Source organism: Ruegeria sp. AK4, from assembly GCF_056541025.1.
This window is the reverse complement of record NZ_JBQFXS010000006.1, coordinates 205,793-226,678: the sequence shown is the minus strand read 5'-3', so window position 1 is coordinate 226,678 and position 20,886 is coordinate 205,793. Positions and strand designations below refer to the sequence as shown.

Sequence of the window (20,886 nt, the reverse complement as noted above, 5' to 3'; positions counted from 1 at the left end):
TCCGGGGGTTAAACGATCGCGAGCGAAGTTATCTCGACCGTTGCCCCATCAAGAACAGCACTGGTAATCAGTACTGTGGTTGACCCCAAACTGTTCCCTACAAACCCCTTACCCTCGGCCGTCGATACGCCCCCGCAGGCCCCACGACCAACTCATGCAGCGCCCAGACCAGAGCATCCACCCGGTCCGGCGAGCCCTGCCCCTCGAACCCGCGCGCGGTCATCTGGCACATCTGCTCCTCCAGCGCGTCCAGCCCGGCCACATGGCTCACCCGACCCTGCTCGTACAGGGCCGCCACAGGCTCGGCCCGCGCCACCTTTCCACGTGAGGCCCGTACCGCACGATAAGGCACTAGAGGGTCCACCTGCCGCACCACCTCTTCCACCAGTTGCCCGCCCTGATTGACCTCGGCCACCAGCCGTTCGGCCCCAAATTCCTCCATCGCGTCAATCGCCGCCTGCGCCCAGCCCGCCGGGCCAACGCCCTGCACCGTCCGGTCGGCCAGCACATAGGCCCGCCACTCCTCGGGCGGCCCCTGAACCCGCGCACCTGCAACCACGATCCCACAGGCATCCGCATCCGCCCCCGCCGTCACCGCCGGGTCCAGCGCCACCACAACCCGATCCAAGTCGGGCACCTGCGCACAGCGCGCCGCCTCCAACATTGATCCTGTCCACAGCGCGCCCTCGGCATCCGACAGCAGCACCCCGTCCAACTCCTGCCGCCCCAGCCGCGTGCCCGCGTACCGCGCGCGGACCTCTTCCAAGAAGGAACCCGCCAGATTGGCCCGGTTCGCCTCGGTCGGCGCATGGGTTTGCACGGTGGAGGGCGACGCCAGCAAATCCTTTAAAACCTTCACATTGCGCGGCGTCGTGGTCACACAGACCCGGGGCCGCTCCCCCAACCGCAACGCAAACTGCAACATATCCCAGGTCTCCCCGGCCTTCTTCCACTTGGCCAACTCATCCACCCAGGCCGCATCAAACTGCGGCCCCCGCAATCCTTCGGGGTCATGCGCCGAAAACGCCTGCGCCTCGGCCCCGTTGGGCCAGACCAGTTTCCGTTCCGTTGCCTTCCACACAGGCCGACGATCCGGCGGCGAGCACTGCAATATCCCGCTGTCGCCAAAGATCATCACATCGCGCACCTGATCGAAGGTTTCACCGACCAACGCCACCCGACAGGCCTCGCCATAATCCAACGGCAAAGACCCCTCGACCATCGACCGAACCCACTCGGCCCCGGCGCGCGTCTTACCGGCCCCACGCCCGCCCACGATCACCCAGGATCGCCAGTTCCCCTCGGGCGGCAACTGATGAGGCAGCGCCCAGAACTCGAACAGGAAAGGGAGGGCACACAGCCCCCCCTCCCCGATCTCACTCAGAAATCTGTCCTGCACCGCAGCAGGCGCGGAGGCGAGCCAGCCTGCACCCGATCTCAGATCGTGCCCGATCAAGGTCGAGCGCATACCCCCCTTGGGCAATTCCGGCTTGTCTGTGATGTTGTTCGACAAAGCTTGTCTCCACTTTCTGGCAACTGCGGATCAGCCCCTCTAGCTGCCCCAGTTGCTTGCCTGTTCCGGCAAGGTCTGCATCCTCCCCGGCACCGATCTGCCTGCGCAGTTCTTCCGCTGCATGGCGCAGATCGCGAATGGATCGCTCAAGCGACTGCAGCAAGTCAGCCGTCTGGGAAATCCGCTCTTCCGGGGTAATCAAAGTCATGTTTGCCTGTGACCTCATGCGTGAGTTTTCTCCGCACGAGAGAAACGAAAAACGGCCACCGGGTCGCCCCGGGGCCGTTGCCCACTTCTTCTAGCATGACACAACTTATGCGGGTGTCCGCGCGCAAAGTCAAGATTTCGCGCAACACCGGCGCAACGGGCACCGTGCGACGTGATCAGAAATGCGCACGTTTTGTTAAGTCAAATGACCCAAACGGCGTCACCCTCTCACGATCTCCAACAGCGCCGCACTTACGATAAGCGTTGCGCCCGTGAACTCGCGCACCCCGAACGGCTCGCCCGAAAAAACCGCGGCTGAGATCAGGCCTACCACGACCTCGCTCATCAACAACAGCCCCACACGGGCCGGAGAAAGCTTGGTCGCGGGCCAGATCGTCAGAAATATCATCGGCAAAGTGTACAGGGCCGAAAGCAAGGCAAACGGCACAATATCCCGCGCAAAACTACCCTCAACGATTTGCAGAAGCGGACTGGAACTGAACGGTAAACTGACCAGAGACAGGACCAGCGCGCCAGAAAGGAAAGCGAAAACCTGACCGGGGACGGTAATGCCTCTGGTTCGATACAAACCAAGCGACCCAACGGCCCAGGCCATGCCGGAAATCAACGCCAGCCAATCCCCGACATTGCGCGGCCAGGGAATGATCTGCTCGCCGCCCAGCACAATGACCAACCCCGCCAGACCGCATACCAACCCAAGCACACGCGTGGGCCCCAAACGCTCGCCAAGAAAAACGAGACCCAGCAAGGTGCCCCAGACCGGGGTCAGATAAAACAACAGGATCGAGCGTACGACGTCTGTATAAACCAGACTGATCGTGAACAGGCTGAACGCGGCTCCGGTAAACATGCCGCTGAAAATCAGGCCCCGCCAGTCCGAGAAAAGCGACTGCGGCTCACGCCAAAAAAGCGGCAGCAACGCAATCAGGGCCGAGGCATACATGACAATCCCCGGCCACGGGCCGCTTAGCCCCTGATCGACAAAGTAGCGCACCGGGATCCAATACAGGCCCCACATCATGCCACCGACAACAAGGGCGATGCTGGCCACCCTCAGGTTAGCTCCATGCACATTTTCGATTGTCATCGCAAACCCTGAAAACGAAACATCGGTTGAGCGCCGGACCCGGCGCATCGCCGGTGACTGACCCCAAGACACTTGGAAGCGAATGACCCAATCGGTGCAAAAACGCCAGCCAAAAGTTGTTGCGGTCGCACCAGTTGCCTCGGGCGTGAAGAAAGCCAACGCTTGACAATCCCGCCCGAAACCCGCAATAGCCCGCCAAACAGCGCTGACGCGTGAGCTTTCCCGGGTCGAAAACTGGCCCCACAGCGCCCACACACCTCCAGTTCCCCTTCACGCAGGGTTCTTGACGCGATGGCCGGATGCCGCAGGAACCGCCTGCCTGTCCCGAGGTCTCGCACAACCCCTGCGGGTCGCGCATGATGCGTGGCCCATTAACAGTGCCTGCTGGCGTATCGGCGTCAGGGGCCTAAAGGATAGTTATTTGTTCGACTTCGACATGCTCGGCCTTGCGCCGGCACTGAATGACGCTTTGAAACGCGCGAATTTCACTCAACCCACCCCGATTCAGAACCAGGCCATCCCGCTTGCGCTGAACGGTCACGACATTCTGGGCCTTGCCCAGACCGGCACCGGCAAGACACTGGCCTTTGGCCTGCCGCTGATCGACCACCTGCTGGCGCAACCCGGCAAACCCGCGCCCAAGACCGCCAAGGCCCTGATCCTTGCCCCCACGCGTGAGTTGGTGAACCAGATCGCCGAAAGCCTGCGCGCCCTGACGCAAAAGACCAAACTGCGGGTCGCGACCGTTGTGGGCGGGCAGTCCATCAACAAGCAGATTTCGTTTCTGTCTCGCGGCACGGACATCATTGTCGCAACACCTGGCCGCCTGATCGACCTGATGGATCGCGGCGCGGTCGACCTTGGTTCGGTCCGCCATCTGGTGCTGGACGAAGCGGACCAGATGCTCGATCTGGGGTTCATCCACGCCCTTCGCAAAATCGCGCCTCAACTCGGAACGCCGCGCCAGACGATGCTGTTCTCGGCCACCATGCCCAAGCAGATGGCAGAGCTCAGCCGCGCCTATCTGACCAACCCGCAACGGGTGCAGGTCTCTCCCCCCGGCAAAGCCGCAGACAAGATCACGCAATCGGTTCACTTCGTCAGCAAGCCTGAAAAACCGGCGAAGCTGCGCGAGATTCTGTCTCAGGACATGGACGCCCTGACACTGGTTTTCTCGCGCACGAAACATGGTGCGGAAAAGCTTATGAAAGGGCTTGTGGCCGATGGGTTTAACGCCGCGTCGATCCATGGCAACAAAAGCCAGGGCCAGCGCGACCGCGCCATCAAGGCGTTCCGGGCCGGGGAAATCAACGTCCTCGTCGCAACCGATGTCGCCGCACGCGGCATTGATATTCCGGGCGTTGCCTATGTGATCAACTACGATCTGCCCGAAGTGGCCGACAACTATGTCCACCGCATCGGTCGCACCGCCCGCGCCGGGCGCGAGGGCGAAGGCATCGCCTTCTGTTCCGCGGAAGAGGTCGATCTGCTGCGCCAGATCCAGAAGCTGATGAAGATCGAGATTCCGGTGGCCAGCGGCACCCAACCCGAAGCGGTTGAACCCAAGAAACCTGCGCGGCGTCAGAACCACCGTCGTCGTGGCCCGAAACCGCAAGCCGCCAACGGCGATTCCAAACCGTCGTCGAAACGCCGCCGCCCCCGGCGCCGGCCCGCTGCATAAACAATAAAGGGCGGTGTTCTGACACCGCCCTTTTTTATTCAAACCTGCGGATTTAGTTGCCCGAGTTCCTCTCGGCCTCAATCTCTCGCCATTTGGCGACGTTCCGATTGTGCTCTTGCAGCGTTTCGGCGAATGCATGCCCGCCCGTTCCATCCGCTACGAAGAACACATAATTCGTCGCGTCGGGGGCAACAGCCGCCTCAAGGCTCGCCTGTCCCGGATTGGCAATCGGGGTTGGCGGCAGACCGTCAATCACGTAGGTATTCCAGGGCGTTGGACGGCGCAATTCGCTACGGCGCAAACCACGGCCCAGCACGCCCTGCCCCTTGGTAACACCATAAATCACCGTCGGGTCCGTTTGCAGTTTCATGCCCTGACGCAGGCGGTTCACAAACACGCTGGCCACCTGACCGCGTTCCTCCGGCACCCCGGTTTCCTTCTCGATGATCGAAGCAAGCACCAGCATTTCTTCGGGGTTTTCCAAAGGCAGATCATCTTGACGGCTCTCCCACACGGCGTTGATCCGCAGCTGCTGTTTGTCCTGCATCGCCTGCAGCACCGCACTCCGATCATCGCCCGGTTTGATGTCATAGCTGTCAGGGGCAAGCATCCCCTCGGCGGGAATCTCGGCAATCTCACCGGTCAAAGCTTCAAAGCCTTTCAGCGCGTCAACCACTTGCCACGAGGTCACGCCTTCGGCGACCGAAACCCGATAGCGGGTGTCCGCCTCGGCACGCTTTTCGGTGTAGGCCTCGGGGATCTCCTTATCCGTTGCATCAAACAAAGCAATCTGGTCAAAATCCAACGTAGCCGGGTTCAACTCGCGCACGCGGGTCTGAACGCGCGTGACACCGATCCGATACTCGATCTCGGACCCGCAGGTGCTGACACCGCTGCTGGTGATCTCATCGATGATCTGCTCCATCGACGCACCTTCGCGAACCAGAAAGCTGCCCGCCTTCAACTGCGGAGCCTTGTCCGTATAATCCGCCGCCATCCGGAAGATCATCGCGCTGCTGACAGCCCCCTGATCTTCAAGATCGCGGCTGACGCGGGTCATAGTCGACCCACTTTCCACTCGAAGGCAGATGGCGGTTTCCAGCGGGCCTTCGGCCTTGTACTGCGTCTGGCCCCACAGGATCAGGCCGCCCAGCAAAAACAGGCTGACCACCAGAATAGTCAGCGCGTTCGATGCCAAGGCCCGCCACATTTAACTGACCTTTCCGAAGATCACGCTGGCATTGGTGCCGCCAAACCCGAACGAGTTCGACAGCGCCACGTTTATCTCACGCTCGCGTTTCGCGTTGGGCGCCAGATCAATCGGAGTTTCCACGGCAGGATTGTCCAGATTGATCGTCGGCGGCGCGACCTGATCCCGGATCGCCAAGATCGAAAAGATCGCTTCGATCGCACCTGCGGCACCCAGCAGGTGCCCAGTGGCCGATTTGGTCGAGGTCATGGTCGCATTGGCCGCGTGATCGCCCAGCAGACGCTCGACCGCACCCAGTTCAATCGTATCCGCCATGGTCGAGGTGCCATGCGCGTTGATGTAATCCAGATCCGTGGGTTCCAGTCCGGCGCTGCGCAGCGCCGCTTTCATCGACCGCTCGGCCCCGTCGCCATCTTCGGACGGCGCGGTGATGTGATAGGCATCGCCCGACATCCCATAACCCAGCACCTCGGCATAGATTTTCGCGCCGCGCGCCTTGGCGTGCTCGTAATCTTCCAGAACGACGATGCCGGACCCTTCGCCCATCACGAACCCGTCGCGATCAATGTCATAGGGGCGGCTCGCCTTTTTCGGGTCATCGGCATATTTGGTCGACAACGCCTTGCACGAGTTGAACCCGGCGATACCGATTTCACAGATGCAGCCTTCACCACCACCTGCGATCATGACATCTGCGTCACCCGCGCGGATGATCCGGCTGGCATCTCCGATGGCATGCGCCCCGGTCGAACAGGCGGTCACGACAGAATGGTTCGGCCCTTTAAAGCCAAACCGGATCGACACCTGCCCCGACGCAAGGTTGATCAGCGCGCCCGGAATAAAGAAGGGCGAAACCCGGCGCGGGCCCTTGTCGCGGATCAGATTCGCGGTTTCCGCAATGGACCCAAGCCCGCCAATCCCCGAGCCGATCAGAACGCCCGTACGCAGCCGCTCCTCTTCATCCTCGGGCAGCCAATCCGCGTCCTTGCAGGCCATTTCTGCTGCAGCGATGGAATAGAGGATAAAATCCTCGATCTTGCGCTGCTCTTTTGGCGGCATCCAGTCATCGGGATTGAACGTACCGTTTGTACCGTCGCCGCGCGGCACCTCGCAGGCATAGGTGGTTGTGACACCGCTCGCCTCGGCATCGAACAGGGTGATCGGGCCTGCGCCGGATTCCCCGTCCAACAGACGCGACCAGGTTTCCTCGACCCCACTGGCCAAAGGAGTGACCAATCCCAGACCGGTAACAACGACTCTGCGCATGAAGTGCCTCTTGCCTGCTTCCTGTTATGAGAACCGCTCTTACCCCGGCGCAGGGGGCGGGGGCAAGAGCAACAGCGCAATCCGCACTCTCCTGCGCACGCCGATAGCTGTTGAAGCAAATGGATAACGACCCAAATCCGCCGGCCCAACGCAAATGCCGCCCCTTTCGGTTTCCCGAAGAGACGGCATTTATCCGGCGTTATGAACCTTACTGGAACTGCGCCACCGGCTCATGTGCGCCGGTTGTGACCGCAAGCGCCTCGTGCAAATCCACCGTCTTGCGGAACAGCGCCCGCCCGACAATCGCACCGGCAATGTTGGGAATATACGCCAGCCGCGAGATATCATCGACCGTTCGCACCACACCACTTGCAATCACCGGCGTCCGCGAATGCTGCGCCAGACCCGAGATCAGGCCCAGCTGCGCCTCGACATCTTCCATGTCGCTGTCGATATCGGTCACCAGAAGGGCCGCGAACGGCGTACCCGCAAAGGCATCGATGAACGCTTCGGGGGTGAACGCGCTTTGGCTGCGCCAGCCTTCCGTCATCACAAAGCCCTGCCACACGTCCACGGCAAGCACGATCTGATCGGGATAAAGCTTGGCCAGTTCCTTGACCAGGTTCGGGTCCCAGGCGGCCAGCGTACCGATCACGACACGTCCAACGCCCTTGCCGATCCAGTGCTCTACCTGCTCGCGGGTGCGCATGCCGCCCGCCAGTTGCACCGACATTTCGGATGTCCGAATAATCTCTTCTATAAGCTCGGCATTGGTGTCCCGGCCTTCGATCGCATCGAAATCCGTCAACTGCATCCAGTCAGCCCCGGCCGCAGACCAACTGCGCGCCGTCTCTGCCGGGTTTACATGCCAGATCATCGCATCTTCCAGACGGCCCTTGTCCAGCGTAACGCACCGGCCGTTCTGCAGTTCCATCGTGGGGTAAATCCTCATGAGCCTGGTCCTCCGCTCAATCGCTTTGCAAATCCAGCATATCATACAAGCGGATCGTACGTGCGATTGGACTGGGATCGGCACAGTTTGGTCTTTTTGCGGCATGTGCAATGCCCGGCGGATTTACGCCCGGGTCGGAGGACCGTTCCGCCGCAGCAGATGCACAGGCGTTCCCTCGTACGTTTCTTCGCGCATAACGACATAGCCCAGTTTTTTTGCGAGCTTCTGCGAAGCGATGTTGTTTGCATCAACCATTGCAACCAACCGCCCCGGAATGACCCTGTCGAACCAATCATGCGCCGCCTGCACGGCCTCATGGCCGTAACCTTGCCCCTGCATATCAGGTGCCAGAACCCATCCGGCCTCGGGGAAGGCGTCAAAATCGTCACCCAAAGAACGGTTGCCATAGAAGAACCCGGCCTGCCCGATCAGCGTGCGATTCGATTGCAACATCACGCCCCATTGACCAAACCCTGTCATCTGCCAGTGCCCGGCATTGCGCAGAAATTTGTCCCACGCCTCGCCCCGCGTTAGCGGTGAGCCGGTAATATGACGTACGACACAAGGGTCCCGCCAAATCTCGGCGAAGCGGTCGAAATCCTCGGGACGCATCGCGCACAGCGTCAACCGGGAGGTATTGATCATCGGGGTGGATCTTATCATGGTCTGTCCACTGGGAATTATGCCTCAGTGGAAACAGTGCTAAGCCAAAAAGCGTTACGCAAGCGTGAATCTTTGGCAAACAAAAAAAGCGGCGCCCCCGTTGCCCGGAAGCGCCGCTTTTTCAGACTTCGAAACGCTTAGGACGCTTCGGTGATAAACTTGACGGCGTCGCCAAAGGTCTGGATGGTCTCGGCTGCGTCATCGGGAATCTCGATGCCGAACTCTTCTTCGAAGGCCATGACCAGCTCGACGGTGTCCAGGCTGTCTGCGCCCAGATCATCGATAAAGGACGCGTTTTCCGCGACTTTATCTTCTTCGACACCCAGGTGCTCAACAACGATCTTCTTAACGCGATCTGCGACGTCGCTCATATCAATTCCTCATTCCGTTTCAGGGCGCTGTGCCCGGTTCTGCCCTTGCCCGCGCGGGGTGGCCTTGATTTGCCCGTTCCGGGCGGTTTGGGTCCCGTGTCAGCGGGAAAGTAGAAGGCCGACCTGAACAACCGGCCCCTGTTTGAATGCGCCGCCTATAGCACAGACAACGCCCAAGGCAAACGCTTTCGCACCTGCCTCGTGTCGCGGTCACAACATGGCCATACCGCCGTTCACATGCAAGGTGCTTCCTGTCACATAACCCGCTTCGGGGCTTGCAAGATACACGACTGCCGCCGCGATTTCCTTGGGATCACCCATGCGACCCGCAGGAACTTTGTGCAACAGACCCTTCTTCTGTTCCTCTGTCAGCTTCTCGGTCATCGCGGTCGTGATAAAGCCAGGGGCCACGGCGTTCACGGTTATACCGCGCGTGGCAACCTCATGGGCCAGTGCCTTGGAAAAGCCGATCATTCCGGCCTTTGAGGCCGCATAGTTGGTCTGCCCCGGATTGCCGATCGCCGCCACGACAGACGAGACATTCACGATCCGGCCCCAGCGCGTTTTCATCATGCCGCGGATGACGCCTCTGCACAGCTTCATGGTCGAGGTCATGTTCACATCGATAACGCTCTGCCATTCTTCATCCGACATGCGCATGAACAGATTGTCCCGCGTGATCCCGGCGTTGTTGACCAGAATGTCGACCGACCCCATCGCCTCGGCAGCCTGCTTTGGCAGTGCGTCAACGGCATCCGAGTCACTCAGGTTGCAAGGCAGCACATGGGCGCGCTCTCCCAGTTCATCGGCCAGCGCCTGCAGCGGCTCGACCCGGGTGCCGGACAGACCGACCGTGGCTCCGGCCTCATGCAGCGCGCGGGCGATGTCGCCGCCAATTCCGCCCGAAGCACCGGTGATCAGCGCGTTCTTACCAGTCAAATCAAACATTCTGTTTCCTTCGCACTGCGCCCCGTGGGGGCGCGTTTGTCCTCACGAATCGGCCTGAACAGCCTTTTGTACATCCTCGGGCGTACTCACCGCCTTGCCCGCCACGGCGCGGTCGATCTTGCGGATCATACCAGACAGCGCCTTGCCTGCACCAATCTCCCACGTCTCGGTGACGCCCTGCGCCGCCATATACTGAACGCTTTCCCGCCAGCGGACCGAGCCTGTGATCTGCTCGACCAGCAATTGCCGGATCAGGTCCGGGTCACTGACCGCTTCGGCGCGAACATTGGCGACCAGCGGGACGGCAGGCGCTTTGATTTCAACCGCAGCCAGGGCTTCGGCCATGACATCGGCGGCGGGCTGCATCAGCGCACAATGGAACGGCGCGCTCACCGGCAGCATAACCGCCCGCTTGGCGCCTTTTTCCTTGGCAATCTCAGCCGCGCGTTCAACGGCAGCCTTTGACCCCGACACCACGACCTGAGTCGGATCGTTGTCGTTGGCGGCCTGACACACCTCGCCCTGCGCCGCCTCTTCTGCAACGGCGCGCACCGCATCCAGATCAAGCCCCAGAATGGCAGCCATCGCGCCCTCACCCACCGGAACGGCGCTCTGCATCGCCTGCCCGCGCGTCCGCAAGAGGCGTGCGGTGTCGGCGACGCTCAACGCCCCAGCGGCAGCCAAGGCCGAGTATTCCCCCAGCGAATGCCCCGCCACAAACGCTGTATTTGTGACCGGAACGCCCTCGGCCTCAAGCGCGCGCACCGCCGCCATCGAGGTTGCCATCAGCGCCGGCTGCGCGTTCTGCGTCAAAGTCAGATCGGCGATGTCGCCTTCCCAGATCAGGCTGCTCAGCTTTTCCCCCAGCGCCTCGTCCACCTCATCGAAAACGGCCTGTGCGGCGGGATATGCCTCGGCCAGGGCCTTGCCCATTCCGATGGTCTGGGCGCCCTGCCCCGGAAAAACGAACGCGAGTGTCATTGCAACCTCATGGATGACGTTAGGTTGCGGCGGGGTGTAAACTGACTGGGCACGCGGCACAAGCGCTGCGTTTGCTCTGCATTCGGGCACCGGTGTTGTGCGCAACCTCCTACTTGTGTCCCGTCCGCGCCGCTTTAGGTTGGTCGCAACCGACCAACCCCGGAGCGTTCGATCAATGGCCCTGACCAACACTTTCTCCAGCTACGGCAGCGTGACCAAGACCTTTCATTGGCTCATCGCATTGCTGATCTTCACGGCGCTGCCTCTGGGCTGGATCGCAAACAACCTGGCCCACGCGATCTATGACCCGAACATCCCGACGACCGAGGCGGATATCGCCCTGGCCGCGCGTCTGTTCACGATCCACAAGACAGTTGGCGTTACCGTTTTCTTTGCCGCCCTCGCCCGCATCCTGTGGGCGCTGTCGCAACCCAAACCGGGGCTCTTGAACGCAGAAAACAAGCCCGAGGCCTTCGCGGCCGAGACCGTGCACTGGATGCTCTACGCCTCGCTGGTACTGGTGCCTCTGACCGGATGGATCCACCACGCCGCCGCCGAAGGGTTTGCCCCGATCTTCTGGCCCTTCGGCCAGAACCTGCCCTTTGTGCCGAAATCCGCGCATCTGGCCGAGCTTACGGCGGCGCTGCACTGGCTTTTCATCTGGGTTCTGGCCGGTTCGCTGGTGCTGCACATCGCGGGTGCCCTGAAACATCACGTGGTCGACAAAGACAGCACCTTGCGCCGCATGCTGCCCGGCCAGTCCGATGCCCCCCAGCCCCCGAGCCAGAAACACTCGGCTGTGCCCGCGCTGGCTGCGATTGCCATCTGGGGTGCCGTGCTGGCAGGCGGTTGGAGCATGGGGGTCTTTTCCCATCACTCTACCGCAGCGACAGACACAGCCGAACTGGCCGAGGTTCAGTCGGACTGGCAGGTACAGGACGGCACGCTGTCCATTACCTTCACCCAGCTTGGCAGCCCTGTCACCGGCAGCTTTGCCGACTGGACCGCTGCGATTGCCTTTGATGACCCTGCCGAACCCGGACCGGCAGGGTCCGTCGATGTGAACATCGCCATCGGGTCGCTCAGCCTGGGCACGGTGACCGATCAGGCGATGGGGACGGATTTTTTCGACAACGGCCAGTTTCCGACGGCCAGCTTCAAGGCTGACCTGTTCAAAACGGAAACCGGCTACGAAGCCCGAGGCCCGCTCACAATCAGGGATAAATCTCTGGATGTCGTGCTGCCCTTCACGCTGGAGATGCAGGACGGCACCGCAATGGTAGCCGGAGAACTGGAACTGAACAGGCTGGATTTCAACATCGGCGCCTCAATGCCCGCCGAGGATTCATTGGCCTTTGCAGTGAAGGTCGCAATCGAATTGACCGCGACACAAGGCGAATAAAAAAACCGCCGGGGCAAGGGCCACCGGCGGTTTCGCTGTTTCGGGGAACAGATTTAATCGGCCTTTTGCGCCTCGACCGAGATCTGAACCTGAACCTCATCGCTGACAAAGGGTGCGAACTGGCCCAGATCAAATTCGCTGCGGGTCAGGGTCGTGGTTGCGTTGAACCCGGCCCACGGCTTGTTGGCCATCGGGTGTTGATCCACCTTGTTGAGCTTGGCGTCCAGAACAATCGATTTGGTTACGCCGTTCATGGTCAGATCGCCGGTGATGTTGGCGGTATTCTCGCCTGTCACTTCGATTCCGGTTGAGGTGAAAGTGATCAGATCGCCTTCGGCAGCACCAAAGAAATCCTCGGTCATAAAGTGCTCTTCGCGCGGCTTCCAGCCAGTAAGCATCTCAACCACCGGCATCGACACGCTCACGGTCGATGCGGACGGATCTTCCTGGTCGAACATGATCTCGCCCTCAAAGCCCGAGAACATACCGGTGGTGGTTGAAAACCCAAGGTGGTCATAGCTGAAAACAACCTGACTGTGGCTTGGGTCAAGAACATATTTTTCGGCGCTCGCAAAAGCCGTGGTTGCCGACACGGCCAGAGCAGCAGCAAGAAGGATGGGTTTCATGACAATCTCCGCGTTTTTGTGGATGCAAACCAGTTTGGGTTGCTCAAAACAAAAATGTGCCGCCTAAGGGCGGCACACAAGTTTTTTTAGTTCACAAACTCTGTTCCTTTTTGAACAGAATAAATCTCAGGCGAAAATTGTTACGCTTTGGCTCAACTGACCTTTCAGCGCGCGGCTGACATCCGCCGACTGCAGGGGCAGTTTCATCAACAGGCTGCCATCGACGTCATACAGCTCGACATCATCATCCGAGAAGCGGGCACCGCCCAGCGTATCGTATGCACGGCGCAATACTGTTTGCGGGCGTCCCTCATCATTCTTTTGAAGCACGCGGACTTCGCGGCGGATGGGGTCAAAATAGGCGTCAGGCCGCGGGTCCAGAATTTCGACGGTCATCAGGCTGACACCGATAATCAGAAACAGCATCGATGCCGCCAGCTTGATAGGCCAGACATCTGCGCCGATGACCGATCCGGGCATCAACCACATGGAGAATGCGGCCAAAATCATAAACACGCCGATGATGCGGGACAGTACCTGCCGGGCTTTCCAATTCGGTGCGAAAGCAATCATGACCGGCACGGAGTTTTCAAAACGTGCGCCGGACGTCTTTTCCTGAAAAGTGTTTGTGTTTGTAGCGGTCATAACATTTTTACCCTGCATAAGGTTACCGTCATTAGTGTTGTCCGTTCCGGTTAATATCCGGTATACGAAACAACTTCGGGGTGAAAAGCGTCAGGAATTGGGCGCGGCAATGGAAATTGGGCGACTTCACAAGGGCATCTGTGGCAGGGCTTGCCCCCCCGCCATAAACGTGTATATGGGGCCATCCTTCGCAAACGACATGAATCGCGCAGCCTCTCGTGGCAGGGTCGCGAAGGACCATTTGGCCCCGCCTTTGAAATGCGCCTTGATATAAACAGGAGTGCACATGCCACTGTATGAGCATGTAATGATCGCGCGTCAGGATTTGTCCAACGCGCAGGCAGAAAGCCTTGTCGAACATTTCGGCACCGTTCTGGCTGACAACGGCGGCAGCGTCGTCGACAGCGAGTACTGGGGCGTCAAGACGATGGCTTACAAGATCAACAAGAACCGCAAGGGCCACTATGCCTTTCTGAAGACCGACGCCTCTGCTGGCGCGGTTCAGGAAATGGAACGCCTGATGCGCCTGCACGAAGACGTCATGCGCGTTCTGACCATCAAGGTCGATGAACATGCCGAGGGCCCGTCGGTCCAGATGCAGAAGCGCGACGAGCGCGAAGGCCGCCGCGAGCGCCGCTGATCAACGCCTGAGAAAAGGACACTAAACCATGGCCGCAAAACCATTTTTCCGCCGCCGCAAGGTCTGCCCGTTCTCGGGCGACAACGCGCCGAAGATCGACTACAAAGACACCCGTCTGCTGCAGCGCTACATCTCTGAGCGCGGCAAGATCGTTCCGTCGCGTATCACCGCCGTTTCGGCGAAAAAGCAGCGTGAACTGGCCCGTGCTATCAAGCGCGCGCGCTTCCTCGCCCTGCTGCCCTACGCCGTGAAGTAAGGAGAGACTGACATGCAAGTTATCCTGCTGGAACGCGTTGCGAAACTGGGTCAGATGGGCGACGTCGTTGACGTCAAGCCCGGCTACGCCCGCAACTTCCTGCTGCCCCAGGGCAAAGCGCTGAGCGCGTCCGAGTCGAACATCGCCTCGTTCGAAGCCCAAAAAGCGCAGCTCGAGGCCCGCAACCTGGAAACCAAGAAAGAAGCTGAAGCACTGGCTGAAAAGCTGGACGGTCAGCAGTTCATCGTGATTCGCTCGGCATCGGATGCCGGTGCTCTGTACGGCTCGGTCACCCCGCGTGACGCCGCAGACGCCGCGACCGAGGCTGGCTTCACCGTCGACAAGAAGCAAATCGCCCTGATCGCTCCGATCAAGGAACTGGGTCTGCACTCGCTGGCAGTCAAGCTGCACCCCGAGGTTGAAGTCGAGATCAAGATGAACGTCGCCCGTTCGGAAGAAGAAGCCGAACTGCAGGCCTCGGGCAAATCGATTCAGGAACTGGCTGCTGAAGAAGAAGCCGCCGCCGAATTCGAAATCGCCGAGCTGTTCGACGACATCGGTTCCGCTGCTTCGGAAGACGAAGATCTGGTTGCAGAAGAAGCACCCGCCGAAGAAGACGAAGCCAAAGCCTGATCCGGCTGACAGCTACAGAATTAAAAGGCCGCGCCGATTTGCGCGGCCTTTTTTTCACCAGCGCACCAGCGAATTTCAGCCAGAATTTCCGGCAACAGTTGCGGTCAGAAACCCACCCCCTATCATCGGCTCTCGGACTTCGGAGAAACCCTATGCCCCAACTACTTCGCCGCAGCGTCTTGGCCTTTCTGCTCATTGCGCCACTGGCGGCGTGCGGCGGTCCCGGCAATCAAACAGCCGCGCCGTTCGACCCGCCGCTCTACCCCAATGAAACGCCCGAACTGCGCGCATCGATCAACAAATGGGCGGATCACTACGATGTGCCGCGTGAGTTGGTCCACAAACTCGCGATCCGGGAAAGCACCCATCGGCCCTGGGCGGTGAACCGGCCGTATTACGGCCTGCTGCAAATCCTGCCGGCCACCGCACGCTCGATGGGGTACAAGGGCGACGCGAACGGGTTGCTGGACGCGGACACGAACCTGGAATTTGCCGGGAAATACCTGCGCGGCGCATGGCTTTTGTCGGACGGAGACCAGCAAAGAGCGATATTTCTCTATGCCAAAGGCTACTACCCCGAAGCCAAAGCCCGGGGAATGTTGGTCGAGACGGGTCTGGAACCTGCGCCCTAGCGGTTCTGCCCCCTGGATCACCGCAAAAAATCGCAGTAGTGACAAATTTAACTCTAATGAAAGCTAACAGACACGCTAAATGTACGCACATTAAGAGCGTTGTCTTGTCATAGTCAAAAAAGTGTGATGTTGTTTTCGCCGTGAGGTAAATTGGGTTCCACTCTAAGTCAAGTTAAAGCTCGGCGACACCACCGAGCTAAGATGGGCCGCAGCTGGTAGGCGCGCATGGAAATCTTCGATCTGAGCACTCTGCCGGATTCAGAAACTCGATATACCGAGTTTCTTCACCAGGTCTGCGAAAAGCATGACATGGACCATGCAGCCTATGCCGGTATGAACCCCGCAGCGGGGACTGTGGCCGGCTACGTCACCTACGACGATGCCTGGAAAGAACACTACCAGAATCAGGGCCTGATCATGATCGACCCGACCATTCACATGGCGCGTCGTAGTATCGCCCCCGTGGATTGGAGCCGTCTCGAGCGCAGCCCCGATTTTCAGCGCGTTTTCAGGGATGCCCATGATTTTGGCCTTCCCAGTCAGGGTGTCACAATTCCCGTGCGCGGACCTTATGGTGATATCGGCTTGCTGAGCGCCACACGGGAATGCAGCAAGGAAGAGTGGAAAAAGCTCTTTACCCACGTGATTGCCGACCTGCAGTCGATGGCGGTGCATATTCACGACAACGTCGTCTCCTCGGACGATTTGACCGGTGCCCTGTACCATCCGACCCTCTCGACGCGCGAGGCAGAGATCCTGCAATGGGTCGCGGCGGGCAAATCCCAGCAGGATATCGGCGATATTTTGTCGATCTCACACCGCACCGTAGAAGTTCACTTGCGTTCCAGCCGGGAAAAGCTTAGTGCACTCACCACCCCGCAGGCCGTCGGGCGCGCAGTGGCAATTGGGCTTATTACCCCAGGTTAAACACAAAATTGGCCGAATTCCGTCAAAATACGGGAAACCCCCAATAGAAATTCTCCCCCAAGCCGGTAACGTCTGGTTTACCGAACAACCACTCGAAGGGGGTAGAAATGATCATCGTGGTAGATGGCCTGAACAAACACATGTTCAGCGACGTTCTTGACGAGATGTACGAGTTGAGAGCACGAGTATTTGGCGGTCGCCTTGGCTGGGACGTCAAAATCGAAGACGGCAAAGAGATCGATGAATTCGACCATCTGGACCCGGCATATGTAATCGGCCTCGACGACGGGGGGAATGTCGTCGCAGCCGTGCGTGCCCTCCAGACCACCGGACCGCACATGCTGTCCGACGTATTCTCGGCCATTCTTGACGGCGAAGCACCTTTGCGCAGCGCAACCATGTGGGAATCCACCCGGTTCTGCGTCGACACCCAGCGCCTCACACGCGGGAAAGAGAAAAACTCGGTTTCGTACGCCACCTGCGAACTGATGATCGGTTCGCTTGAATATGCCCGCAACTCGGGCATTCAGGACATCATCACCGTCATTGACCCGGTCATGGACCGCGTCCTGAAACGGTCGGCCTGTGCACCTTATGACTATGTCGGGAAAACAGTCCCGATGGGCAAAGTTGCCGCTCTGGCCGCCCTGCTGGATTGTACCGAAGAACGTATCTCGGCCGTCCGCGACTTCGCAGGCATTCACGAGGATGTATTCCTGGAAGAAGAAACTGCGCTGGAATTGTTCAATTCCAAGAGAGCCGCAGAAATCAGCCCCGCCAACCGGGACCACAAACCGCTTACCGACCTCGAAAAGTACTTTGTCGAGCAGATGAGCGCGGCGCGGACCGAGGCGGAACGGCAGGATGTCCTGAAACTGATCGAGGCGCTGACCGACACCTTCACGCCCGAACAGAAGACCGCTTTATTGCAGACCCCCCGTGCTTTTGCTCATGAGGCCTGACCCCCTCACCTCATAGAGAAAAGCCACCCTAGCGGAGCCACCGAATTCCCGGTGGCTCCGTTTTATTTTGCCCCCACCATAAGGGGCGGAAGAGGATTACTCCTCTTCCAGTGCCTCAACGGCTTTTTGCAGATCGTCCTTGCTGACTTCCTTGTCTGCGACCTGTGCCAGTTCGAACACATAGTCCACAACTTTGTCTTCAAAGAGCGGCGCGCGCAGTTGCTGCTGCATCTGGGCATTCTGCTGCACGAACTCAAAGAACTGACGTTCCTGACCCGGGTACTGACGCGCCTGGTTCATGATCGCCTGAGTCATTTCGGCGTCCGAAACTTCGACCTCGGCCTTCTGGCCCAGTTCCGCCAGCAGCAGGCCCAGACGCACGCGGCGTTCCGCCAGTTTGGTGTGCTCTTCGGTGGGCTCGACCTCGGCGTGGTCGTGGCCTTCAACCTCGGGGTTTTCCTCGTGCCACAGCTGATGCGCGATCTGCTTGGCCTCGGCCTCCACCAGTGACGGCGGCAGGTCGAACGAAACCTTCTCGTCCAGCACATCCAGCAGCGCACGCTTCATCACCGCGCGCGAGGCACCTGCGTATTCGGCTTCCAGACGCTCGGAAATCTGCGTCTTGAGCGCGGCCAGATCCTCGGCACCAAATTTCATGGCCAGATCGTCATTGACCTCGGCTGCAACCGGTTCCTTCACCTCTTTTATGGTGCAGGTGAACACGGCGTCTTTACCGGCCAGATGCTCGGCGCCGTATTCTTCGGGGAAGGTCACGTTGACGTCTTTTTCTTCCTCGGCCTTCACACCAACCAGTTGCTCTTCAAAACCGGGGATGAAGCTGTTCGAGCCCAGAACCAGCGGGTAATCCTCGGCCGAGCCGCCTTCGAACTCTTCGCCGTCAACCTTGCCGACAAAGTCGAACACGATCTGGTCGCCGTCCTTGGCTTTCGACCCCTTGCGGCGCACTTTGAAGTCCTGCGCGGTTTCGGCAAGATTGTTCAGCGCTTCTTCGACCGCCGCATCGTCTGCCTTGACGATCAGCTTTTCCAGCTCGACCGATTTCAGGTCCACCTCGGGGATTTCCGGCAGCGCCTCATAGGACATCGCGACCTCGACATCGTCGCCTTCTTTCCAGTCCTCGTTGGTCATCTTGACCTCGGGCTGCAGGGCCGGACGCTCGCCGCTGTCCTCAAAGTGCTTGTTCATCGCGCCGTCGATGGATTCCTGCATCGCTTCACCCAGCAGGCGCTGGCCAAACTGCTTTTTCAGCAGCGCCATCGGCACCTTGCCTTTGCGGAACCCCTTCATCTCGACTTCGGGCTGCGCTTCGGTCAGTTTCTCATTGACCTTCTCGTCCAGCTCAGCCGCGGTAACGGTGATGTTGTAGCCGCGTTTCAGACCTTCGTTCAGCGTCTCGGTAACCTGCATTATGGTAGTCCCCATAGGATTCGGGGCGCGCAAAACGGCGCGCCGGGCAAATTTGAGGCCTTCTATTTGCCCAGCCCCCCGCGTGCAAGGGGCAACTGTTCAATCCGCTTTGTTTTGCCCGGCTTTTGGCCAAAAATAATGGTGAACGGGCCCAGTCTACCTTCCAACCGGCAAGGCGTTCAGGCTTCTATCTTCCGCAAGACGGATGGTAGTTGCTCGGGCAAATCCTCGGCAATCAGACCCGGCCCAAAGCTCCGCGCACATTCCACATGCAGCCACGCGGCGGTTTCCGCCGCCTGCATCGGGCTGAACCCGCGCGCAAGCAGTCCGGTGATGAACCCCGCCAGCACATCACCTGACCCTGCCGTGGCCAGCCACGGGGCCGCGCGTTCATAAAATGCCGCGTTGACCGAGCACCGCCCGTCCGGTGCGGCAATCACCGTGTTCGGCCCCTTGAACAGAACCACGCACCCCGCCCTTTCGGCAGCCTCACGCGTGGCATCCACCTTGGAATAGGCTGGCCCTTTGGTCGGCACGACTGCCAGCTTCTCTGCAGTATCCGGAAACAGCCGCGCAAATTCCCCACCATGCGGGGTCAAAACGCAGTTCTCATGCAGTTGCGCAAACAGGGCGTCGGGCTCATCCGCAAACGCCGTCAGCGCGTCAGCGTCCAACACCGTCGCGCGCTTGGCCTCAAGGGCGACTGGCACCAGTTCCCGCGCCCGCTCCAACCCCAAACCTGGCCCGAGGCACAAGGCATTCAACCGTTCGTCCGAAAGTACGCTGGCCAGACCATCCGCCCCCTCAACCCGCTGCAACATAACGGCTGTCACCTGCGCCGCCACCTCAAGCTGCGCAGCAGGAGACACGCCTAAGGTCACCAGCCCCGCACCGATCCGCAACGCCCCCCGCGCCGCCAGACGCGCTGCGCCGGTTTTTGCCGGGCCACCCGAAAGGATCAGGGCGTGGCCGTGGGTGTATTTGTGCTCCTCTCCCTCCTTTTGCAGCGACGCGATCAGACCAGTTTCAATCAGCCCGACGCTGCTGCCACCCACGCCGTCCAACCCGATATCGACACTTCGCAGCGCTCCGCAATACTGTGGTCCATCCTTAAGGAACTGCCCCAAGCGCATCCGATGAAAGGTGACGGTCAGAAAACCATGTACTGCACCAAACCCAGCACTCAAGGCACGGCCACTGTCCATGCAAAGACCGGTCGGCGCATCAACGCAAACCATGCGGCCAAAAGTTTCGCCCGCCACGTATAACTGCACCAACGGTTCCAGAATCTCCGCCGCCGGAGCCCGCGTCAGTCCCGCCCCGAATACCGCGTCCACGTACAGATCGCGCCCAGACAGGTCAGCGACAGCAGATGCGGACCAGAGTTGAACAACCCCTGCTTCACACCACCGCTCATAATTCACCCGCGCATCCGGCGGCAGCTTCTCCGGATCGCCATACAAAAAAACCTCCACTTCCCAACCCAACTCGCGCAGCAACCGCGCGACCACAAATCCGTCTCCGCCATTGTTCCCGGGACCGCATAGTACCACGGCACGCAGCGGCCCCTCTTCATCTTTTTGAAAATACTCCGGGGGTGCGGGGGCTGGCCCCCGCTGCAACTCCGGCCACTCCTCGAAAACCGCCTCGACGACACCTCGCCCGGCCCGCTCCATCAACTCCAACCCGGTTACCTCACCAGACTCGATTGCGGCCTGTTCGATGGCCCGCATCTGCGCGGCTGTCAGCAATTCCGTCATCTCAAATTCCTTAGGCGATTCAATTCTGATTACTTTTTGTGCAAATCGATCAAAATTTAACCCACCGCCTGTTTT

Annotated in this window: 22 protein-coding genes; 8 read left to right on the top strand and 14 right to left on the bottom strand. The window is 59.9% G+C overall.

Translation table 11 applies throughout. The features are described from left to right. Positions 1 to 97 precede the first annotated feature (97 nt). The 3 genes from ACR0EZ_RS13285 to ACR0EZ_RS13275 all read right to left on the bottom strand — a co-directional run bounded on the left by ACR0EZ_RS13285 (position 98) and on the right by ACR0EZ_RS13275 (position 2,828). Positions 98 to 1,468 carry a DNA-packaging protein gene (locus ACR0EZ_RS13285; protein ID WP_480613733.1) on the bottom strand — a complete coding sequence of 457 codons (1,371 nt, stop codon included), beginning with the start codon at positions 1,466 to 1,468 and terminating at the stop codon, positions 98 to 100. Continuing rightward, positions 1,377 to 1,721 carry a hypothetical protein gene (locus ACR0EZ_RS13280; RefSeq protein WP_480613731.1) on the bottom strand — a complete coding sequence of 115 codons (345 nt, stop codon included), beginning with the start codon at positions 1,719 to 1,721 and terminating at the stop codon, positions 1,377 to 1,379. The genes ACR0EZ_RS13285 and ACR0EZ_RS13280 overlap by 92 nt, the downstream gene beginning before the upstream one ends. 219 nt (positions 1,722 to 1,940) lie before the next feature. After that, positions 1,941 to 2,828, bottom strand: a complete 888-nt coding sequence (locus ACR0EZ_RS13275) for a DMT family transporter (protein WP_480613729.1) — start codon at positions 2,826 to 2,828, stop codon at positions 1,941 to 1,943. A gap of 421 nt (positions 2,829 to 3,249) precedes the next feature. Here ACR0EZ_RS13275 and ACR0EZ_RS13270 point away from each other — a divergent pair, with 421 nt between their 5' ends. Next, entirely contained in the window at positions 3,250 to 4,509 is a 1,260-nt protein-coding gene (locus ACR0EZ_RS13270; protein WP_480613727.1) for a DEAD/DEAH box helicase, read from the top strand. Between the two features lie 52 nt (positions 4,510 to 4,561). On the opposite strand, the gene mltG is transcribed toward ACR0EZ_RS13270, so the two are convergent. The 7 genes from mltG to fabD all read right to left on the bottom strand — a co-directional run bounded on the left by mltG (position 4,562) and on the right by fabD (position 10,900). Continuing rightward, positions 4,562 to 5,719, bottom strand: coding sequence for an endolytic transglycosylase MltG (gene mltG, locus ACR0EZ_RS13265; RefSeq protein WP_480613725.1), 1,158 nt, complete (start codon positions 5,717 to 5,719; stop codon positions 4,562 to 4,564). Next, entirely contained in the window at positions 5,720 to 6,985 is a 1,266-nt protein-coding gene (gene fabF / locus ACR0EZ_RS13260; RefSeq protein WP_480613723.1) for a beta-ketoacyl-ACP synthase II, read from the bottom strand. 208 nt (positions 6,986 to 7,193) lie between these two features. Next, positions 7,194 to 7,937 (bottom strand): 1-(5-phosphoribosyl)-5-[(5-phosphoribosylamino)methylideneamino]imidazole-4-carboxamide isomerase, encoded by a 744-nt coding sequence (locus ACR0EZ_RS13255; protein ID WP_480613722.1) that lies wholly within the window; start codon positions 7,935 to 7,937, stop codon positions 7,194 to 7,196. A gap of 123 nt (positions 7,938 to 8,060) precedes the next feature. Next, positions 8,061 to 8,600: a GNAT family N-acetyltransferase gene (locus ACR0EZ_RS13250; RefSeq protein WP_480613720.1), complete on the bottom strand. Its 540-nt coding sequence runs from the start codon at positions 8,598 to 8,600 to the stop codon at positions 8,061 to 8,063. A gap of 137 nt (positions 8,601 to 8,737) precedes the next feature. Then, positions 8,738 to 8,971: an acyl carrier protein gene (locus ACR0EZ_RS13245; RefSeq protein ID WP_039529899.1), complete on the bottom strand. Its 234-nt coding sequence runs from the start codon at positions 8,969 to 8,971 to the stop codon at positions 8,738 to 8,740. 210 nt (positions 8,972 to 9,181) lie between these two features. After that, complete coding sequence (gene fabG / locus ACR0EZ_RS13240; RefSeq protein ID WP_480613718.1) at positions 9,182 to 9,919, bottom strand: 3-oxoacyl-[acyl-carrier-protein] reductase; 738 nt, start codon at positions 9,917 to 9,919, stop codon at positions 9,182 to 9,184. 42 nt (positions 9,920 to 9,961) lie between these two features. Continuing rightward, positions 9,962 to 10,900 carry an ACP S-malonyltransferase gene (gene fabD / locus ACR0EZ_RS13235; protein ID WP_480613716.1) on the bottom strand — a complete coding sequence of 313 codons (939 nt, stop codon included), beginning with the start codon at positions 10,898 to 10,900 and terminating at the stop codon, positions 9,962 to 9,964. A gap of 175 nt (positions 10,901 to 11,075) precedes the next feature. On the opposite strand from fabD, the gene ACR0EZ_RS13230 reads away from it, so the two are divergent. Then, entirely contained in the window at positions 11,076 to 12,302 is a 1,227-nt protein-coding gene (locus tag ACR0EZ_RS13230; RefSeq protein WP_480613714.1) for a cytochrome b/b6 domain-containing protein, read from the top strand. Positions 12,303 to 12,355: 53 nt separating this feature from the next. Here ACR0EZ_RS13230 and ACR0EZ_RS13225 read toward each other — a convergent pair whose 3' ends face one another. Both ACR0EZ_RS13225 and ACR0EZ_RS13220 read right to left on the bottom strand, forming a co-directional pair. Further along, complete coding sequence (locus ACR0EZ_RS13225; protein WP_480613712.1) at positions 12,356 to 12,928, bottom strand: YceI family protein; 573 nt, start codon at positions 12,926 to 12,928, stop codon at positions 12,356 to 12,358. 126 nt (positions 12,929 to 13,054) lie between these two features. Next, positions 13,055 to 13,501, bottom strand: coding sequence for a hypothetical protein (locus tag ACR0EZ_RS13220; protein ID WP_480613710.1), 447 nt, complete (start codon positions 13,499 to 13,501; stop codon positions 13,055 to 13,057). A 358-nt stretch (positions 13,502 to 13,859) separates the two neighbouring features. On the opposite strand from ACR0EZ_RS13220, the gene rpsF reads away from it, so the two are divergent. The 6 genes from rpsF to ACR0EZ_RS13190 all read left to right on the top strand — a co-directional run bounded on the left by rpsF (position 13,860) and on the right by ACR0EZ_RS13190 (position 17,623). Further along, positions 13,860 to 14,213 (top strand): 30S ribosomal protein S6, encoded by a 354-nt coding sequence (gene rpsF / locus ACR0EZ_RS13215; protein ID WP_480613708.1) that lies wholly within the window; start codon positions 13,860 to 13,862, stop codon positions 14,211 to 14,213. 28 nt (positions 14,214 to 14,241) lie between these two features. Next, complete coding sequence (gene rpsR, locus ACR0EZ_RS13210) at positions 14,242 to 14,469, top strand: 30S ribosomal protein S18 (RefSeq protein ID WP_005982441.1); 228 nt, start codon at positions 14,242 to 14,244, stop codon at positions 14,467 to 14,469. Positions 14,470 to 14,481: 12 nt separating this feature from the next. After that, a complete protein-coding gene (gene rplI / locus ACR0EZ_RS13205; RefSeq protein ID WP_480613706.1) occupies positions 14,482 to 15,102 on the top strand; it encodes a 50S ribosomal protein L9 in 621 nt (206 codons plus the stop codon). Between the two features lie 152 nt (positions 15,103 to 15,254). Next, positions 15,255 to 15,734: a transglycosylase SLT domain-containing protein gene (locus ACR0EZ_RS13200; RefSeq protein ID WP_480613704.1), complete on the top strand. Its 480-nt coding sequence runs from the start codon at positions 15,255 to 15,257 to the stop codon at positions 15,732 to 15,734. Between the two features lie 225 nt (positions 15,735 to 15,959). After that, positions 15,960 to 16,661 carry an autoinducer binding domain-containing protein gene (locus ACR0EZ_RS13195; RefSeq protein ID WP_480613702.1) on the top strand — a complete coding sequence of 234 codons (702 nt, stop codon included), beginning with the start codon at positions 15,960 to 15,962 and terminating at the stop codon, positions 16,659 to 16,661. A 107-nt stretch (positions 16,662 to 16,768) separates the two neighbouring features. Further along, positions 16,769 to 17,623, top strand: a complete 855-nt coding sequence (locus ACR0EZ_RS13190; protein WP_480613700.1) for an acyl-homoserine-lactone synthase — start codon at positions 16,769 to 16,771, stop codon at positions 17,621 to 17,623. Positions 17,624 to 17,719: 96 nt separating this feature from the next. Here ACR0EZ_RS13190 and tig read toward each other — a convergent pair whose 3' ends face one another. Together tig and ACR0EZ_RS13180 are read right to left on the bottom strand one after the other, a co-directional pair. After that, a complete protein-coding gene (tig, locus tag ACR0EZ_RS13185) occupies positions 17,720 to 19,051 on the bottom strand; it encodes a trigger factor (RefSeq protein WP_480613940.1) in 1,332 nt (443 codons plus the stop codon). Positions 19,052 to 19,230: 179 nt separating this feature from the next. Then, positions 19,231 to 20,811 (bottom strand): NAD(P)H-hydrate dehydratase, encoded by a 1,581-nt coding sequence (locus tag ACR0EZ_RS13180; RefSeq protein ID WP_480613698.1) that lies wholly within the window; start codon positions 20,809 to 20,811, stop codon positions 19,231 to 19,233. Positions 20,812 to 20,886 lie beyond the last annotated feature (75 nt).

What these genes read in the sequence shown, in the direction of transcription:
- ACR0EZ_RS13285 (WP_480613733.1), bottom strand. Translation starts at nt 1,468, where the DNA reads ATGCGCTCGACCTTGATCGGGCACGATCTGAGATCGGGTGCAGGCTGG.
- ACR0EZ_RS13280 (WP_480613731.1), bottom strand. Translation starts at nt 1,721, where the DNA reads ATGACTTTGATTACCCCGGAAGAGCGGATTTCCCAGACGGCTGACTTG.
- ACR0EZ_RS13275 (WP_480613729.1), bottom strand. Translation starts at nt 2,828, where the DNA reads ATGACAATCGAAAATGTGCATGGAGCTAACCTGAGGGTGGCCAGCATC.
- mltG (WP_480613725.1), bottom strand. Translation starts at nt 5,719, where the DNA reads ATGTGGCGGGCCTTGGCATCGAACGCGCTGACTATTCTGGTGGTCAGC.
- fabF (WP_480613723.1), bottom strand. Translation starts at nt 6,985, where the DNA reads ATGCGCAGAGTCGTTGTTACCGGTCTGGGATTGGTCACTCCTTTGGCC.
- ACR0EZ_RS13255 (WP_480613722.1), bottom strand. Translation starts at nt 7,937, where the DNA reads ATGAGGATTTACCCCACGATGGAACTGCAGAACGGCCGGTGCGTTACG.
- ACR0EZ_RS13250 (WP_480613720.1), bottom strand. Translation starts at nt 8,600, where the DNA reads ATGATAAGATCCACCCCGATGATCAATACCTCCCGGTTGACGCTGTGC.
- ACR0EZ_RS13245 (WP_039529899.1), bottom strand. Translation starts at nt 8,971, where the DNA reads ATGAGCGACGTCGCAGATCGCGTTAAGAAGATCGTTGTTGAGCACCTG.
- fabG (WP_480613718.1), bottom strand. Translation starts at nt 9,919, where the DNA reads ATGTTTGATTTGACTGGTAAGAACGCGCTGATCACCGGTGCTTCGGGC.
- fabD (WP_480613716.1), bottom strand. Translation starts at nt 10,900, where the DNA reads ATGACACTCGCGTTCGTTTTTCCGGGGCAGGGCGCCCAGACCATCGGA.
- ACR0EZ_RS13230 (WP_480613714.1), top strand. Translation starts at nt 11,076, where the DNA reads ATGGCCCTGACCAACACTTTCTCCAGCTACGGCAGCGTGACCAAGACC.
- ACR0EZ_RS13225 (WP_480613712.1), bottom strand. Translation starts at nt 12,928, where the DNA reads ATGAAACCCATCCTTCTTGCTGCTGCTCTGGCCGTGTCGGCAACCACG.
- ACR0EZ_RS13220 (WP_480613710.1), bottom strand. Translation starts at nt 13,501, where the DNA reads ATGATTGCTTTCGCACCGAATTGGAAAGCCCGGCAGGTACTGTCCCGC.
- rpsF (WP_480613708.1), top strand. Translation starts at nt 13,860, where the DNA reads ATGCCACTGTATGAGCATGTAATGATCGCGCGTCAGGATTTGTCCAAC.
- rpsR (WP_005982441.1), top strand. Translation starts at nt 14,242, where the DNA reads ATGGCCGCAAAACCATTTTTCCGCCGCCGCAAGGTCTGCCCGTTCTCG.
- rplI (WP_480613706.1), top strand. Translation starts at nt 14,482, where the DNA reads ATGCAAGTTATCCTGCTGGAACGCGTTGCGAAACTGGGTCAGATGGGC.
- ACR0EZ_RS13200 (WP_480613704.1), top strand. Translation starts at nt 15,255, where the DNA reads ATGCCCCAACTACTTCGCCGCAGCGTCTTGGCCTTTCTGCTCATTGCG.
- ACR0EZ_RS13195 (WP_480613702.1), top strand. Translation starts at nt 15,960, where the DNA reads ATGGAAATCTTCGATCTGAGCACTCTGCCGGATTCAGAAACTCGATAT.
- ACR0EZ_RS13190 (WP_480613700.1), top strand. Translation starts at nt 16,769, where the DNA reads ATGATCATCGTGGTAGATGGCCTGAACAAACACATGTTCAGCGACGTT.
- tig (WP_480613940.1), bottom strand. Translation starts at nt 19,051, where the DNA reads ATGCAGGTTACCGAGACGCTGAACGAAGGTCTGAAACGCGGCTACAAC.
- ACR0EZ_RS13180 (WP_480613698.1), bottom strand. Translation starts at nt 20,811, where the DNA reads ATGACGGAATTGCTGACAGCCGCGCAGATGCGGGCCATCGAACAGGCC.